The sequence below is a fragment of the Hoeflea sp. EC-HK425 genome (genome assembly GCF_902498795.1).
In the GTDB taxonomy this organism is placed as follows: Bacteria; Pseudomonadota; Alphaproteobacteria; order Rhizobiales; family Rhizobiaceae; genus Hoeflea; species Hoeflea alexandrii.
On the sequence record NZ_LR701572.1, the window covers coordinates 894,123 to 910,160 of the forward strand.

At 60.8% G+C, this 16,038-nt stretch carries 14 protein-coding genes; 10 read left to right on the forward strand and 4 right to left on the reverse strand.

What is annotated here, in order from left to right; genetic code table 11:
- The first annotated feature begins 108 nt into the window (after nucleotides 1-108).
- From SPHINGO391_RS06995 to gndA, 7 genes are all read left to right on the forward strand, one after another.
- On the forward strand, nucleotides 109-1,182 hold the full coding sequence (locus tag SPHINGO391_RS06995; RefSeq protein ID WP_210385771.1) for a HupE/UreJ family protein: 1,074 nt from the start codon (nucleotides 109-111) through the stop codon (nucleotides 1,180-1,182).
- A 109-nt stretch (nucleotides 1,183-1,291) separates the two neighbouring features.
- Nucleotides 1,292-2,398, forward strand: coding sequence for a dimethylsulfoniopropionate demethylase (locus SPHINGO391_RS07000; RefSeq protein WP_152008149.1), 1,107 nt, complete (start codon nucleotides 1,292-1,294; stop codon nucleotides 2,396-2,398).
- A 71-nt stretch (nucleotides 2,399-2,469) separates the two neighbouring features.
- The gene (gene ccoG, locus SPHINGO391_RS07005) at nucleotides 2,470-4,053 is read left to right on the forward strand and encodes a cytochrome c oxidase accessory protein CcoG (RefSeq protein ID WP_152008150.1); all 1,584 of its coding nucleotides are present in this window, start codon (nucleotides 2,470-2,472) and stop codon (nucleotides 4,051-4,053) included.
- The gene (locus SPHINGO391_RS07010; RefSeq protein WP_244615136.1) at nucleotides 4,050-4,562 is read left to right on the forward strand and encodes a FixH family protein; all 513 of its coding nucleotides are present in this window, start codon (nucleotides 4,050-4,052) and stop codon (nucleotides 4,560-4,562) included. The genes ccoG and SPHINGO391_RS07010 overlap by 4 nt, the downstream gene beginning before the upstream one ends.
- Complete coding sequence (locus SPHINGO391_RS07015; RefSeq protein WP_152008151.1) at nucleotides 4,559-6,877, forward strand: cation-translocating P-type ATPase; 2,319 nt, start codon at nucleotides 4,559-4,561, stop codon at nucleotides 6,875-6,877. The genes SPHINGO391_RS07010 and SPHINGO391_RS07015 overlap by 4 nt, the downstream gene beginning before the upstream one ends.
- Complete coding sequence (gene ccoS, locus SPHINGO391_RS07020; protein WP_152008152.1) at nucleotides 6,874-7,032, forward strand: cbb3-type cytochrome oxidase assembly protein CcoS; 159 nt, start codon at nucleotides 6,874-6,876, stop codon at nucleotides 7,030-7,032. Before SPHINGO391_RS07015 ends, ccoS begins: the two co-directional genes overlap by 4 nt.
- A gap of 246 nt (nucleotides 7,033-7,278) precedes the next feature.
- Entirely contained in the window at nucleotides 7,279-8,697 is a 1,419-nt protein-coding gene (gndA, locus tag SPHINGO391_RS07025) for an NADP-dependent phosphogluconate dehydrogenase (protein ID WP_152008153.1), read from the forward strand.
- Nucleotides 8,698-8,864: 167 nt separating this feature from the next.
- Here gndA and SPHINGO391_RS07030 read toward each other — a convergent pair whose 3' ends face one another.
- Nucleotides 8,865-10,469: a pilus assembly protein gene (locus SPHINGO391_RS07030; RefSeq protein WP_193217214.1), complete on the reverse strand. Its 1,605-nt coding sequence runs from the start codon at nucleotides 10,467-10,469 to the stop codon at nucleotides 8,865-8,867.
- A gap of 397 nt (nucleotides 10,470-10,866) precedes the next feature.
- Nucleotides 10,867-11,343 (reverse strand): MarR family transcriptional regulator, encoded by a 477-nt coding sequence (locus SPHINGO391_RS07035; RefSeq protein WP_152008155.1) that lies wholly within the window; start codon nucleotides 11,341-11,343, stop codon nucleotides 10,867-10,869.
- Between the two features lie 176 nt (nucleotides 11,344-11,519).
- Here SPHINGO391_RS07035 and SPHINGO391_RS07040 point away from each other — a divergent pair, with 176 nt between their 5' ends.
- Entirely contained in the window at nucleotides 11,520-12,206 is a 687-nt protein-coding gene (locus SPHINGO391_RS07040; protein WP_152008156.1) for a D-lyxose/D-mannose family sugar isomerase, read from the forward strand.
- 136 nt (nucleotides 12,207-12,342) lie between these two features.
- Here SPHINGO391_RS07040 and SPHINGO391_RS07045 read toward each other — a convergent pair whose 3' ends face one another.
- Both SPHINGO391_RS07045 and SPHINGO391_RS07050 read right to left on the reverse strand, forming a co-directional pair.
- Nucleotides 12,343-12,576, reverse strand: a complete 234-nt coding sequence (locus SPHINGO391_RS07045; protein WP_152008157.1) for a LuxR C-terminal-related transcriptional regulator — start codon at nucleotides 12,574-12,576, stop codon at nucleotides 12,343-12,345.
- Nucleotides 12,577-12,807: 231 nt separating this feature from the next.
- A complete protein-coding gene (locus SPHINGO391_RS07050; RefSeq protein WP_152008158.1) occupies nucleotides 12,808-13,836 on the reverse strand; it encodes an AraC family transcriptional regulator in 1,029 nt (342 codons plus the stop codon).
- A gap of 270 nt (nucleotides 13,837-14,106) precedes the next feature.
- On the opposite strand from SPHINGO391_RS07050, the gene SPHINGO391_RS07055 reads away from it, so the two are divergent.
- Entirely contained in the window at nucleotides 14,107-14,424 is a 318-nt protein-coding gene (locus SPHINGO391_RS07055) for a hypothetical protein (protein WP_152008159.1), read from the forward strand.
- A gap of 187 nt (nucleotides 14,425-14,611) precedes the next feature.
- Nucleotides 14,612-15,802, forward strand: a complete 1,191-nt coding sequence (locus tag SPHINGO391_RS07060) for an acyl-CoA dehydrogenase (protein ID WP_152011467.1) — start codon at nucleotides 14,612-14,614, stop codon at nucleotides 15,800-15,802.
- The last annotated feature ends 236 nt before the right edge of the window (nucleotides 15,803-16,038 follow it).

Sequence of the window (16,038 nt, forward strand, 5' to 3'; positions counted from 1 at the left end):
GATTTCTCCAAAGTGGCTTTCCAGATGAAGATGTGTTCCCGTACGATAAATCAAGTGTTTGCGAGCCTGTTGGTCGCCGTTCTCATGGTTGTTGCGGGGGCTTCAGCCTTGCGTGCGCACGAGATCCGGCCCGCGATCGCCGATCTGGTTTTTGCCGGAGACGGCACGGTCCGGCTCGACATGTCGCTGATCCTGGAAGCGGCCTTGGCGGAAATCGGGGCGGAACACAGCGACACCGACGAGAGCCCCAATGCCGCGCGCTATGACGACCTGCGGCTTCTCGACGAGAGTGCACTGGCAACGGAGTTCGAGCGCTTCAAGCCACGCTTTCTCGAGGGGGTCAGCCTGAGCGCGGACGGCGTCCGCATTCCGCTCGAGGTAACGACTGTGGAGCTCGACCCGGTCGGGGATACGGATTTTGCCCGGTTGAGCCGTCTGCAACTTGCCGGTCCGGTTCCGGAGGGCGCCGAAAGCGTTGTCTATTCCTTCGACCCCGCGTTTGGCCCAAGCGTTATCCGGGTGCCCGATGGGCAGGGCGAGATCAGCTATTCCGCCTATCTGGGTGACGGCGGTCCGAGCGAGCCGATCCCGGTTGTGGGCGGGCTCACGGTGAGCGCCGCGCAGGTGTTCTGGGACTACATCGGCGTCGGTTTCACCCACATCGTTCCCAAGGGGCTCGATCACATCCTGTTCGTTGTCGGGCTGTTCCTGCTGTCGCCGCGGCTCAAGCCGCTGCTGATCCAGATCACCTCGTTCACCATCGCGCATTCGGTGACGCTGGCGCTGGCGATGATGGGGCTGATTTCCGCCCCGGCCAGCATTGTCGAGCCGCTGATTGCCGCCTCCATCGTGTTCATCGCGGTCGAGAACCTGGCTACCAACCGGCTCAGTCCGTGGCGGCCTTTCGTGGTGTTCGGCTTCGGGCTGCTGCACGGCCTCGGCTTTGCCGGCGTGCTGACCGAGTTCGGGCTGTCGCCGGCGCATTTTGCAAGCGGGCTGATCGGGTTCAACATCGGTGTGGAAGTCGGGCAACTGGCCGTGGTGGCCGCCTGTTATGCTCTGTTCGGCGCCTGGTTCTCGGAGAAGAGCTGGTACCGGGCGCGCGTGACCATGCCGATGTCGCTGGCCATCGCCTTCGTGGCCGTGTGGTGGTTTGCCGAGCGCACGGGGCTCGTTGCCTGACCAAAAATAGTGATGCCATGGCGCGATTTGGCGCGCCTTCGATGAAACGTCGCATCTAGTCTGCCGGAACACCCCGTTTCAGGGTGAGTTTTGCTGGGGGAGACTTGCAATGCCACCGTTCCTGTCGATTTCGCGCCGTACCCGGCGCACACCGTTCACCGACCGCGTCACCGCCGCGGGCGTGTCGGCCTACACCATCTACAATCACATGCTGTTGCCCACCGTGTTCCGGTCGGTGACGGAGGATTACCGGCATCTCAAGACCGCGGTGCAGGTCTGGGACGTGGCCTGCGAGCGGCAGGTGGAAGTGCGCGGTCCCCAGGCGGCTGAACTGGTGCAGATGCTGACCCCGCGCGATCTCTCGGACATGATCATCGGCCAGTGCCTTTATACACCGATGGTGGATGAGACCGGCGGCATGCTCAACGACCCGGTAACCGTCAAGCTTGACGAGGACCGCTACTGGGTGTCGATCGCTGACAGCGATCTTCTGTTCTGGGTCAAGGCGCTGGCGCACGGGTTCAGGCTCGCCGTCGACGTGTTCGAACCGGATGTCTCGCCGCTTGCGATCCAGGGCCCGCAGGCCGACGAGCTGGCTTCCCGGGTGTTCGGCGACGCGGTGCGGTCGATCCGCTTCTTCCGCTACAAGCGGCTGTCCTTCAACGGCGCAGAGCTGGTGGTGGCGCGCTCGGGCTACTCCAAGCAGGGCGGCTTCGAGATCTATGTCGAGGGAGCCCAGCACGCAGAGCCGCTGTGGGATGCGCTGTTCGAGGCGGGCAGGGATCTCGACGTGAGGGCCGGATGTCCCAATCTGATCGAACGGATCGAAGCGGGGATGCTGTCCTACGGCAATGACATGACCCGCGCCAATACGCCGCATGAATGCGGGCTGGGGCGGTTTTGCGACACGCGCTCGGCCATCGGCTGCGTCGGGCGCGATGCATTGCTGCGGGTCGCAAAGGAAGGTCCGCTCAAGCAGATCCGCTATCTCGAGATCGAGGGAGATGCGGTCCCGCCATGCACGGAACCATGGCTTGTCAGGGCCGGAGACGAGGTTGTCGGCCAGATAACATCGGCTGCCTTGTCGCCGGATTTCGGGACAAATGTGGCGATTGGAATGATTGGCCGCGACTTCTGGGACGAGGGGACACTGCTTGATGTCATGGCTCCCGATGGCGGTCGCAGGGCACGGGTGCGGGCAGGCAGCTGGCTGTGACGGATTGATCTTGATCAAGGCATATGGGAGGTCGCGGATGCATGGTGCGCTCCAAACCAACGGTGCCCGATATGAACACGCAGACTCCCGTAGACCCTTCAGCAGATCCCGATGAAATCGAACGGCTAGAGGCCGAGGCGGTCAATGCCGCCTGGAAACGCAAGCCGCTCTATGAGGCCCGCAAGAAGATCTTCCCGAAGCGGGCGGAGGGCACCTATCGCCGCTTTAAGTGGCTGATCATGCTGGTGACGCTGGGCATCTACTACATCACGCCGTGGCTCAGGTGGGATCGCGGGCCGTTCGCACCCGACCAGGCGGTGTTGCTCGACCTCGCCAACCGGCGGTTCTACTTCTTCTTCATCGAGATATGGCCCCAGGAGTTCTTCTTCGTCGCGGGCCTGCTGGTGATGGCCGGGTTCGGGCTGTTCCTGATCACCTCGGCCGTCGGCCGCGCCTGGTGCGGCTACACCTGTCCGCAAACCGTCTGGGTCGATCTGTTCCTGGTGGTCGAGCGGGCGATCGAGGGCGACCGCAATCAGCGCATGAAACTTGACAGTGCGCCCTGGAGTGCCTCGAAGCTCGGCAAGCGCGTGCTCAAGCACGCGGTCTGGATCTTCATCGGGGTCGCCACCGGTGGCGCCTGGATCTTCTATTTTGCCGATGCGCCGACGCTGCTGATGAACTTCCTGACCGGCAATGCCGCGCCGGTTGCCTATATCACCGTGGCCATCCTGACGGCGACGACCTACACGTTCGGCGGGCTGATGCGCGAGCAGGTCTGCATCTACATGTGCCCCTGGCCGCGCATCCAGGCGGCGATGCTCGACGAGAATTCGCTGGTGGTGACCTACAATGACTGGCGCGGCGAACCGCGTGGTCGCCACGCCAAGAAGGCGGCGTCCCAGGGGCTGGTCCAGGGGGATTGCGTCGATTGCAATGCCTGCGTGGCGGTATGTCCGATGGGCATCGACATCCGTGACGGCCAGCAGCTTGAATGCATCACCTGTGCGCTGTGCATCGATGCCTGCGACAACATCATGGACAAGCTCGACCGGCCGCGCGGCCTGATCTCCTACGCCACGCTTTCGGATTACGCCGACAACATGGCGCTGGCGCAGGATCCGGAGACCGGGGCGCTGGATCCGACCCGTGTGCGGACCGCCGATGGCGGTTTCGTCGATGCGGTGAAGCATTTCAACTGGCGTATCGTTTTCCGGCCGCGGTCGCTCCTGTACATGGGCGTCTGGTCGCTGGTCGGAATTGGTCTCCTGGTGGCGCTGTTGTCGCGCGACCGGCTCGAGGTCAATGTGCTGCATGACCGAAACCCGCAATATGTGCTGGAATCCAGCGGCGACATCCGCAACGGCTATTCGGTCAAGATCCTCAACATGATCCCGGAACCACGCGTCATCTTCCTGTCGATCGAGGGGCTCCCCGGTGCGACCATGAGGATCCCCGGAATCGATCAGCCTGCGGGGGTTACCTTCGCAATCCCGGTGGAGCCAGACCGGATTCGTGAACTCAGGGTCAATGTGCTGCAGCCGAAGGATTTCGTCGCTCCCGAAACCGCGACATTCCGCTTCATCGCCGAAGACAAGTCGAGTTTCGAACGTGACGCCTATACTGCCAACTTCCATGGCCCGGAGACGAAATGATGCAGATGATCCGCGCAATCTTCCAGCCCACCGAGTTCACCGGCAAGCACATGCTTGGCGCCATGGTGGCTTTCTTCGGGGTGATCATCACCGTCAACATGATCATGGCCCGGTTCGCAGTCACCACCTGGAGCGGACTGGTGGTTCCGAACACATATGTCGCCAGCCAGCAATTCAATGGCAAGGCTGCCGAATCGCGGGCGATTGCGGCTCTCGGCTACAAGATCGTGCTGAGTTCGAACGCCGACGGGCTTTCGATCAGGCTGACAGACCCTGATGGTGCGGCTGCCGTTGCCGACAGCCTGGTCGCCGAATTGCGGCGGCCGGTCGGCACCCACCAGGACAGGCATATGCAGCTGATCCGTGGTTCCGATGGCGTTTATCGGGGCGCGGGCGAACTGGCGGAAGGCGAATGGATCGCCACGGTCACCGCCACAAGCGGCAGCCAGACCATCTACAAGCGCGGACACCGGTTTCACGTCAGGGCGGACGGGAGCCTGAGGCCGTGAGTTGTTGCGCAGCGGGCACCGAAAGCGCTGCGGAACTTGAGGCGCTGAAGTCCGAAGCACCGTCGCCGGAGGAATTGTGGCTTTCGAGCCGGAAGCTGGACGAGGGGCTGCGGCAGGTGGACCTGATCGTGCCCGGCGTGCATTGCGGCGCCTGCATTGCGCTTCTTGAGCGGGAGCTTCCGAGGGTTCCGGGCGTGGATCATGCCCGGGTCAATCTCTCCACCCGGCGCGTCTCGGTGGTGTTCGAAGACCGCAAGGAACCGGAGCCGCTGCTGGCTGCGCTCGGCGAGAAGTTCAATGCCCTGGGCTACCCGGCACATCTGCCGGGCGGTATCGACGAGAAGGGCGATCCTGCGTTCCGCGAACTGCTGAAAGCCCTTGCGGTGGCTGGCTTTGCCTCGATGAATGTGATGCTGCTGTCGGTCTCGGTCTGGTCCGGGGCTGAGGCTGCGACGCGTGACCTGTTTCACTGGATTTCGGCGCTGATTGCTGCGCCCGCGCTGATCTATTCGGGCCGGATCTTCTTCGTCTCGGCCTGGGGTGCGCTCCGGCATGGCCGCGCCAACATGGATGTGCCGATCTCGCTTGGCGTGATCCTGGCCTATGCAATCTCCCTGCACGAGACGATCACCCATGGTGCGCATGCCTATTTCGATGCGTCGGTGACGCTTCTGTTCTTCCTGCTGGCCGGGCGCACGCTTGACCACATGATGCGCGAGAAGGCCCGCTCGGCGGTGCGCAACCTGGTGCGGCTGTCGCCGCGCGGGGCGATGCTGATCAAGGATGATGGCAGCCGTGAGTATCTGGCAATCGACGAGATCGAACCGGGAATGCGGCTGGCGATCGCGCCGGGCGACCGGATCCCGGTGGACGGGCGGGTCGTTTCGGGCCGCTCCGACATGGACTTTGCCGTCGTCAACGGCGAGAGCGCACCGCAACTTGTCGAGGCCGGATCACTGACGCCGGCGGGCACGCTCAACCTGACCGGCCCGCTGGTGCTGGAGGCAACACGCAGCGCGCAGAACTCGTTCCTGGCCGAAATGGTTTCGATGATGGAGGCTGCGGAGAGCGGCCGCGCCGGCTACAGGCGCATCGCCGACCGCGCCTCGGCCATATACGCGCCGGTGGTGCATCTCCTGGCGCTCGGCACCTTCATCGGCTGGATGGTGGTTTCGGGCGACTGGCGCATGGCGATGATGACGGCCGTTGCCGTGTTGATCATTACCTGTCCTTGCGCGCTCGGTCTTGCGGTTCCCGTCGTCCAGGTCATTGCCGCGGGACGCCTGTTCGAGAACGGCATCATGGTCAAGGACGGCTCGGCGATGGAGCGCATGGCGCAGACCGACCATGTCGTGTTCGACAAGACCGGAACGCTGACCCAGGGCAAGCCGCGGCTGATCAATTCCGATGCGGTGGCGGCTGATCATCTCGCCATTGCCGCGCGGATCGCGCGGGCATCACGGCATCCGCTGAGCCGTGCGCTTGCAGCGTTTGATACCGCCGTAGCCGATCTTCCGGACTTCGACATCGTCGAGATTCCCGGCGACGGGGTGGAGGCCAGGCTGGCCGACGGGACGGTCTACCGGCTGGGCCGCGGGGCGTTCGCGCTCGAAGGTCAGGGGGAGAGCTACGAGCGGGCCGCTGATGCGAGCCAGGTGATCCTGTCGCGCAACGGACAGTTCCTTGATGTGTTTCTGTTTTCCGATCAGTTGCGCCGGGGTGCCGCACAGGCCGTGGCGCGGCTCTTGGAACTCGGCGTTCAGGCCGAAATTCTTTCCGGAGACCGCGAGGCGCCGGTCAGGGGACTTGCGGCGGAACTCGGCGTTACCGAGTACATGGCGGGAGTGCGTCCGCGCGGCAAGGTCGACCGGGTCCAGTCGCTGTCCGCAGCCGGCGGCAAGCCGCTGATGGTCGGCGATGGTCTCAATGACGCGCCCGCATTGTCGGCAGCGCACGTGTCGATGGCGCCGGCGAGTGCCGCCGATGTCGGGCGGATGGCCGCGGATTTCGTCTTCCTGCATGATTCGCTTGAGGCCGTGCCTCTGGCAATCGCGGTCTCGCGCAAGGCCGGCACGCTGATCCGGCAGAATTTCGCGCTGGCGATCATCTACAATTGCATCGCGGTGCCGGCGGCGGTTCTGGGACATGCCACGCCGCTGATTGCAGCCCTGGCGATGTCGTCCTCCTCGGTGCTGGTGGTGCTGAATTCGCTGAGGTTGCGGCGCAAGACCCGGATCGAGAGCTTTGCCCGCCCGGCGGTCGACCAGGCCTCCGATGTCGCGGTTCCGGGTGCCGGTTTGGGGGCATCGGCATGAGCAACCTGATCTACCTGATCCCGATTGCCCTGTTTCTGGGCGCTCTGGGCCTGGGCGCATTCCTCTGGTCGATGAAAAGCGGGCAGTATGAAGATCTCGACGGCGCCGCCTGGCGGGTGCTTGACGATGGTGACGACAAGCCAAAGTCGGACTGACCTTCCATCCCTATTCCGGGGCCTGATCCCGTACCGTGCAGCAAAACTGTGGTAACCGGCCCTGACAGGGTTCTTGATGCTTGCCGCCCGGCGCGGTGTGGGTCACAGTCAGGCTTGGCTATACCTGTGTCCGGCGCTGCAACCGGCGTTGATAAGATATTGTAAAGTCAGCATGTTTATGTGCAGCCGATCCCCCGAGTTCGCTCAGGTCAGGTACCGGCTGCAGCAATCCGGGAGAGGCTTTGCATGGCTGCAGCGGAAATTGGTGTGATCGGTCTGGGCGTGATGGGCGCCAATCTGGCGCTTAACATTGCCGACAACGGCTATCATGTGGCCGTCTTCAACCGGACGGCCGCGCGAACGGAAGAATTCGCGGCCGCCGCCGGCAGTCTTGGCGACCGGGTGACAGCCTGTGCGACGCTCGAGGACTTCGTTGCCGCCATCCGCCCGCCGCGGCCGGTCATCATCATGGTCAAGGCGGGAGAGCCGGTCGATCAGCAGATTGCGGCGCTCAAGCCGCTGCTTGAAGCCAATGACATTATCATTGATGCCGGAAACGCCAATTTCCGCGACACCATGCGCCGCTTTACCGATCTCGATGGCTCGGGCCTGACCTTCATCGGCATGGGCGTGTCGGGCGGCGAGGAAGGCGCGCGCCACGGGCCTTCGATCATGGTCGGCGGTGCCGAAGAAGCCTGGAACCGGGTCGAGCCTGTTCTCACCGCGATCTCGGCCAAGTACCAGGGCGAACCCTGTGCCGCCTGGCTTGGCGAGAACGGGGCCGGGCATTTCGTCAAGACCATCCACAACGGCATCGAGTATGCCGACATGCAGATGATCGCCGAGGTCTATGGCGTGATGCGCGATCATCTTTCCATGGATGCCGAGACGATTGCGGCGGTGTTTTCGGCATGGTCGACCGGGCCGCTCGATTCCTACCTGATCGATATCACCGCGGACGTGCTGATGGTCCACGATGCGGCCACGGGGCGTCCGATCGTCGATGTGATTGTCGATGCGGCGGGCCAGAAAGGCACCGGTCGGTGGTCGGTCATCGAAAGCCAGATGATGGGGGTTCCGGCGACCGCGATCGAAGCGGCAGTGGCGGCGCGCAGCCTGTCAGCCATGCGGGCCGAGAGAGCCAAGGCGCACAAGCGTTTCGGGGTTCCCGGGCAGCAGAACCGGCGCGAGGGACAGCTTGTTGTCGATGATCTGGAAAAGGCGCTGCTGGCGGGCAAGGTTGCCGCCTATGCCCAGGGGTTTGCGGTGATGGCGGCGGCTTCGAGGGAGTTCGGCTGGAACCTGCCGATGGCCACCATCGCCCGTATCTGGCGGGCGGGCTGCATCATCAGGTCCCGGTTTCTCGACGAGATCGCCACGGCCTTCACCGAAACACCCGATGTCGAGAACCTGGTGCTGAGCCCGGCCTTCTCCAGCATGCTGGTGGAGACCGATCCATATCTGAGGAGGATTGTCGCCGAGGCCGCGCTCAACGGTCTGCCGGTTCCCGCACTTGCCGGCGCGCTCGGCTATTTCGATACCTACCGGCGCGAGCGCGGCACCGCCAACCTGATCCAGGCGCAGCGCGACTTCTTCGGCGCGCATGGGTTTGAACGGCTGGATGCGGATGGCGAGCATCATGGTCCGTGGGGTGGGCAGGGGTGATGCAGGCCGGGTGAGCCCCGGTTTGGAAGGCCGGCTGGTATCTCTATTGAAATCGGTTGAAGGGGTGGTTCCGGCCCTTTGCGGACCTTCCGATCGTCCACATCAAGACATCGCTTGGTCCAGCGCGGAGCCTCCAGATGTTATGCCGCAAGTGTTCTTGATATTCATCAGTTGCTAATCCGTACACCCGATACCGATTGTCCGATCGCTGAGAAAGCCTGCTTAAGGGCCACGACATCCTTGGCCATGAAGAAGTTGTCTTTACGGCTTGCGCAATTTGAAAAAAGATTGACCACACCGGATGCGGTCGTCTTGTAGACAACTGTGTAGACTTCGACACCGAGCTTTTTGATGTCTACACACATTTTTGCCGTCGACGCGTCCAAATAGTCCTCGGCTTTTGACTGCGTGTTGGCGGAGTTAATTCGACCATCATTCAGAAAGCCATATGAGCCGTAGTCCGATTTGTTGATGGTGCTTGACGCGCCAAATGAGACATTTGCACCATCAGTCATGACAACCAGAATTTTAGTAGCGGCATCTGGATCAAATGGTGCAGCTTGAGTGTAAGGAGCCGCTGGCGAGAGAACACGCCAACCCCATGCCAAGCCTTCCGCAATGTTGGTTCCTGAACCATTCCAGAACTGCATTGCATCGATGCCATCGCGGACTTTTGAAATGTCACTTGTCAAAGGAACGATCGGGGTCGGACAAGCGCGATTGGGACCCAATGTAAGGGGGCCATCATCGTCATTGTGATTGCTGATAACAGGCTTCTGGGTCTTGTACTTTTTGATTGATCTCTGAATCTCTTCATCGCTACCTGACGCGTCATCATCGAGCCAGGAGTTGTTGAATCCCGAGCCGCTGTTCCCACCTTTCGAAAAACGGTTCCCCGGCTCATCAGGTGCGAAATAGGGCACAAATAGGGTGTCAGGATTGCTGGAATCAGGCGGGGTGAGATCAGTGTTGTAAGGTGCGGGACGAGCTTCAACACATCCCTTCCATGTTGCTCCCGACCATTTAAAGAGATTGGAATGGTGCGGATAAGATCCATTGCCAAAATCCGCATTGCTATTTCCCGATGATTTCCTCGTAGACCGTTGGGTGTCCGTCAAGAATGTCCAGCCGTTGTATAGAGAGTCCCCATCTTCGTCGATCCAGCTCGTGTCGTAGCCTTCACCCTTCACGTTGACGGATGTCACGAATGGTATGAGACCAACCTTCAAACTCTGCTGGGATGTATTTATCCCGCCGAGCGCATCTACCAGAGCATGTGATGCTTCTTTCAGGGCTGAGATGCCACCTGACCCCATGGAACCAGTATTATCCAACGCAATCGCAATCTCGATGCTACGCGTTGAAAAAGTTGTCGATGCAACAACTGAGACCTTGTTCGGTATGAATTTGCCCAAGAAAGCAAGAGGAACACTCGCTGTCGCGCGGGCATCGGTTTGAATGTAGTTCACGCCAACCGTCTGTTCCAAGCGCTGATCGACCAGGGTGATATTGGTGTTTGATGCCAACTGTGCGGTTAGAAACTGGCCAAACACCGCCGAGCGATTTTCATCTGTAACGTCTTTCCTTGATACCGCCACAACTGCAGCGTCGACCGAGTTCTGCAGTTCGGACCTTGCGCTCGCCAAATTGACGTAGTCGACAGCGAAACCAGCAGAGACGAACAGCACTGGGAGCAAAGCTGCTGAGAACAAGCCGAAGTTTCCCTGCTTGCATTTGCCGAACTGTGAAAGCAGTTTTTTTGAGACACACATTCGAACGCTCCTGACGCCAGACGCCATGTTCGGACCAAAGCCTGATTGCGAGGACAAATAAGCAGTTGGCGTAAAGCGAACCTTAAAGACTTGTCTTTCGGAGCGCTCAATAGAGCCGTTTCGGTAGGACTGGTTAAGAACAAGTAATGGCTTAATGGCGGAAACGTACTGAAGAATTCTCGGTTATGAGTTCGACTGCAAAAGGTATCACATCGCCCTCATCACTCTCGCCCAAAGATGCCGATGCCTTCCTTCTTGGAAATGCACTGAGTTTTTCATTCGTGGTGAGTGGCTGCGGTGCGCTTCGTCATCCGAGGTGTGAAAGTCCGTGCCGGGTAATGTGCCAGTGGATTTTCGCATCTGCAGCGAATGTCCGCTCCCCGCCCAAAACCGCAGCTCACGCCTCCCCAATCCTCGTTTCGATGGCGCTGATGCCGGCCTCGAGCTGACCAGCGCCGGTTTCTCCGAGCGTGTCGATCAACCGGGCTTCGTAGGTCCGGGCAAGAACGACCAGATCCCGGTAACGGCTGCGGCCTTCGCGGGTGAGTTCGATATGCTCGATCCGGCGATCGGTCTGATCGATCTCCCGGGTGATCCAGTTACGGTCTTCCAGTGCCCGGATGGCGCGGCTGACTTTGGTCTTGTGCATGGAGGAATGCGCCCCGATCTCGGTGGCGGTGATCCGTTTGAACTGCCCGATCGTGGCCAGCGTCCGCCATTCGGGCCGGGTCAACCCGTGCCGCTCGCGGTAGAGCGTGGCAAACTGACGGCTGATGATCTCGGCTGCGCGGGCAAGCCGGTAGGGAAGAAATCCTTCGAGTGCCAGCGCGTCGGTGTCAGGCTTTTCCGTGGGTGATCTTTGAGCCAGGGTCATCGTCGTGTGTCGTTCCTGCCATGGTTGCGACTGCAACTGTTATGTGGCTTCAACTGTTCTGCGGACCTCACATAGCGTGAAACTTGCCCCGGCGCAATTGCCATGCCGGGACCGGGCTTCTAAATCAGGCTTTACCCAATCGGCCAGCAGGCCGGCTCAGGCCGCGAGGAGGTGTGATGGAGCGTAGCCAGATCAACGAAATCCTGGAGGAAAGCGATCGGTTCATCCGCTCCTTCGGTTACGTCATGCCGCCCTTTGCCTATTGGGATCCGGACCAGATGCGCAGGCGCACGGCTTCGGATGCGGCCAGCATTCGCGACAACCGGCTGGGCTGGGATATCACCGATTACGGCCAGGGAAGGTTTGATGAGCTGGGCTTGTTCCTGTTCACCGTCCGCAACGGCTCGGCTGCAGACCTGGCCGCGGGCAGGGGCATGCTCTATGCCGAAAAGATCATGATCTCGCGCAAGGATCAGCTGTCGCCGATGCACCGGCACAACATCAAGGCCGAGGACATCATCAACCGCGGCGGTGGCAAGCTGGTGCTGGAGTTGTTCGCGGCCGCAGAGGATGGCTCGATCGATGATGCAGCCAGGGTTTCGGTGCCGACTGACGGTGTGATGCGCACGCTTCCCGCCGGTGGATTGCTCAAACTCGATCCGGGCGAGAGCGTCACGCTGATGCCGGGTGTCTGGCACGCGTTCTGGGGGGAGGGCGACGATGTGCTGATCGGAGAGGTCTCGACCGTCAATGATGACTTGACCGACAATGTCTTCCGCGAACCCATCGGCAGGTTTTCAACGATCATCGAGGATGAGCGACCGCGGCATCTGCTGGTGTCGGATTACGACAGCTGGCTTTAGCCGTTGAGGGCGATTGTGCCGGAGAGGTCGACATCAGCCGGAGCCCCGCATGGCTCCGGCTGATGTCCGGGGAAACCGCGCCGCAGATCCTTGATCCGCCCCCGGGGCAAGGACTGGCTGCGGTTTTCCGTGTCGGTCAGCAGTCGATCTGGTCGACCAGGCCCAGTCGGCCCGCCTTGGCCAGACCGGCCAACCGGTTGGGCACGCGCAGCTTCAGCATGACGACATTGAGCACGGAGGCGACTTCGCCCGCCGTCAGTTCCAGTTCCAGACCGATCTGAAGATCAGTCTTGCCCATGGCGCACTTGCGAAGGCATTCCAATTCTGTACGGGTAAAGGGTAACAACCCCCGATCCTTGCCGAGATCCACGTTCAAAGTCCTTTTGTCAGGAATGTCTGACGTTGCTGCAGCCGATCCTCAGAACACGTCAGGGCGTCGAGCCCGACGTGAAGTGTTCAGCGCAACAATTGCAGATTAGGTGGCGCTTATGCGCTTCCCCGGCCGGAAACACATTCACCGGTCGCGCCAAAATGCTGCTGTTGAGATAAACTTTAACTACCTGCCATTTAAACCGTTTGAATGTGATCTCTCGGTCCGACTTCAGCTCTTGGCGTGGTTCTTCTGGCGGAATTCGCTCGGTGTCATCGCGTACCAGCGGATGGCGGATCGCGTGAAGGCGGCTGGCGCCGAGAAGCCCAGCTTGTAGCCGATGCTGGACAGTGTCAGCTTGGTCTCCAGCAACAACCGTGTTGCCATTTCCCTGCGGCAGTCATCAATGATGGCCTGCATGCTTGTTCCCGCTTCGTTGAGCCGTCGCTGCAGCGTGCGGGAACTCATGCCGAGCCGCTCGGCTTCGCTGGCCAGCGTCGGTGTGTTGTGTTCCAGGTTCTCGGCCACATGCAGCCTGACGGCGGCAACCGGATCGGTCGCATCTGTCCGGCGCAATTCGATGGCATCCATCTGTTGAGACATCATCCCAAACAGTTGCGGATCGGCATTCGGATTGGCCCGATTGAGGAGTTCCGCGGGAATGACGAGTGCGTTGACAGGCGCCCTGAAATTGATCTTTCGGGTCAGCAACTGTTTGTGGTAATTGACGTTTTTTGGCCTGTCCCGCTCGAGTTCCAGTTGCATCTGTTGCACGTCGTCACCAAGGAAGGCGCGGAAGTGATTGAAGGTCTGTGCGGTACTCATATCGACATACTGGTCGCGATGCAGGATCAGTGGTGAGTAAGTCCATTCAAAATGTGCGGTTCTCGGGCCAATTTCCAAAGTACAGATGGCCGTTTCGCTTACCTTTTGAAGGTTGCGGCCCATGAAAACCAGGCAATCGCGCAGGGTGGGCGCATTCATCATCGCATAGCCGAAGGGCCCCGTTGATCCCTTCACGAACATCGCCGCCGATTTGAGCCCGAACAACTCGTCACCGGAGATCAGCGCAAGTGCCTCCATGTAGCGGCACACCCGGTCGAGGCTGACGCGCTGGTTGATGATTCCAAACCGTTCCGGGTCGAGTCCGCAGGCCCTGGCGATCGGGTCTGAATCAATGCCGATGCTTGCTGCATGCCGGTTGATGCCGGAGGCGATTCCGGCGGCGACTTCAAACTGGTCTGCCAGAGTTGGCTTCATGAAATGGCGTCCAAAGTGAAGACATCGGCGTATCAAGTAAACGCTGAACCGGCGACCTTGTCGAGATCAAAGCTATTGTGTCGCCATCGAGTGCCTTGAAAAGAGTGCATTACTGCAATGAACAACCATAATCCCGACTCAGCTTTGCACCTATCGTCAAAAGTGCATCCCAGGATCCGGGCCTTTCATGCTCTTTGGCTCGCAAAAGCCGGGCAGGGGCTGCCCCTCTCGTCCGATTTCGACGTGACCGCGCTGAGCGGGGAATATCCTTTGCTTGCGCGGATTGGTGTCGATGGGGATGAGTCGCTTGTCTGGCGTGAGGTTGCCGCTGGCCAGCGCTGGCCTTTCGGACCGCCGGTCACCGGAAGACCGGTGCAGGAAGCTGTTCCGCCGCTGAGCATCAGGCGGGTGATGAGTTCCTTCAGGCAAACATTGTCGGCTGGAATCCCGGATTATTTCGAAACGACATCGTGGATGCACGGTGGACGCACCGTCTCGCTGGCAAGGCTGGTCGCGCCGCTGGCGGCCGGGGCCGGTCGAGAGTTGATCGCCTTCTGGGAGGTGATGGAGCCTCCGGCTGTGCTGTGACCAACTGTCGCCTCCTGCCCGCAGCCGCGGGAAACGGCTTTCCGAAATTTATTTTAAGCCTATAGTATCTCGGGTATTCCGTGTTAAAGAAGACGCAGAGGCTGTAACATGCCCTTGAACAGGGGCGGAACGCTGCCCTTCTGGATCAAATTGGAGTCTTGCAATGTCCGTTTCTCCCGCCGTATCGATCAAATCCGCGAAATCGTCCTTTCAATGGGAGGATCCGTTTCTGATCACTGATCAGCTCACCGAGGAGGAACGGATGATCGCCGACGCGGCGCGGGCGTTCGCTGCCGACAAGCTGATGCCACGGGTGACAGATGCGTATCTCAACGAGGTGACCGACCGCGAGATCTTCTCGGAAATGGGGGAGGCGGGTCTGCTCGGCGTCACGGTTCCCGAACAGTATGGCGGGGCAGAGGCCGGCTATGTTTCCTACGGCCTGGTGGCGCGTGAAGTCGAACGAATCGATTCCGGTTATCGCTCGATGATGAGCGTGCAGTCGTCCTTGGTGATGTACCCGATCCAGGCTTACGGCAGCGAAGAGCAGCGGATGAAATACCTGCCTAAACTCGCCAGCGGCGAGTGGGTCGGCTGCTTCGGCCTGACCGAACCGGATGCGGGGTCCGATCCGGGCGGCATGAAGACCCGCGCCAAAAAGGTCGATGGCGGCTATGTGCTCAATGGTTCGAAGATGTGGATCTCGAATGCGCCGATTGCCGATGTGTTCGTGGTCTGGGCCAAGTCGGAAGCCCATGGCGGCGAGATCCGCGGCTTCGTGCTGGAAAAGGGCATGAAGGGGCTGTCGGCGCCGAAGATCGGCGGCAAGCTCTCGCTTCGCGCCTCGATCACCGGCGAGATCGTCATGGACAATGTGGAAGTTGGTGAAGACGCGCTGCTGCCGAACGTGTCGGGCCTGAAGGGACCTTTCGGCTGTCTCAACCGGGCCCGCTACGGCATCTCCTGGGGTGCGATGGGTGCGGCGGAAGACTGCTGGCACCGGGCGCGGCAGTATGGTCTCGACCGGCACCAGTTCGGCAAGCCGCTGGCCGGCACGCAGCTGTTCCAGAAGAAGCTCGCCGACATGCAGACCGAAATCGCGCTCGGCCTGCAGGGTTCGCTTCGCGTCGGCCGGCTGATGGACGACGGCCGCTTCGCGCCGGAAATGATCTCCATCGTCAAGCGCAACAATTGCGGCAAGGCGCTCGACATCGCCCGGATGGCGCGCGACATGCACGGCGGCAACGGCATCCAGGCCGAGTACCACGTCATGCGCCACGCGCAGAATCTGGAAACCGTCAACACCTACGAGGGCACGCATGATGTTCATGCGCTGATCCTCGGACGGGCGCAAACCGGCATTCAGGCGTTTTTCTGAGCGCTTCGGCTTGGTGAAATCTGACAGGGCGGACCCTCGGGTCCGCCTTTTTTGTTGGCTGTAGCGCAAGATGCAGTTTCAGCGTGGAAAAGGCCGCTGCGAGATGATCTCGCGGCGTTTTGTACCATTCTGTAGGCGTGAGTCTCGCCTCAGGCAGCCAGCAAGCTGAAATCCGACAAAATCCACCTAAAAAGAACATGCTAAAATTCACGCTTCCGCAATACCTGCTGACATAT

Bases quoted from the DNA above. Each gene is read 5' to 3' on its own strand.
- ccoG (WP_152008150.1), top strand. From the start codon at position 2,470: ATGAACACGCAGACTCCCGTAGACCCTTCAGCAGATCCCGATGAAATC.
- SPHINGO391_RS07050 (WP_152008158.1), bottom strand. From the start codon at position 13,836: ATGAAGCCAACTCTGGCAGACCAGTTTGAAGTCGCCGCCGGAATCGCC.
- ccoS (WP_152008152.1), top strand. From the start codon at position 6,874: ATGAGCAACCTGATCTACCTGATCCCGATTGCCCTGTTTCTGGGCGCT.
- SPHINGO391_RS07035 (WP_152008155.1), bottom strand. From the start codon at position 11,343: ATGACCCTGGCTCAAAGATCACCCACGGAAAAGCCTGACACCGACGCG.
- SPHINGO391_RS07040 (WP_152008156.1), top strand. From the start codon at position 11,520: ATGGAGCGTAGCCAGATCAACGAAATCCTGGAGGAAAGCGATCGGTTC.
- SPHINGO391_RS07000 (WP_152008149.1), top strand. From the start codon at position 1,292: ATGCCACCGTTCCTGTCGATTTCGCGCCGTACCCGGCGCACACCGTTC.
- SPHINGO391_RS07030 (WP_193217214.1), bottom strand. From the start codon at position 10,469: ATGTGTGTCTCAAAAAAACTGCTTTCACAGTTCGGCAAATGCAAGCAG.
- SPHINGO391_RS07010 (WP_244615136.1), top strand. From the start codon at position 4,050: ATGATGCAGATGATCCGCGCAATCTTCCAGCCCACCGAGTTCACCGGC.
- gndA (WP_152008153.1), top strand. From the start codon at position 7,279: ATGGCTGCAGCGGAAATTGGTGTGATCGGTCTGGGCGTGATGGGCGCC.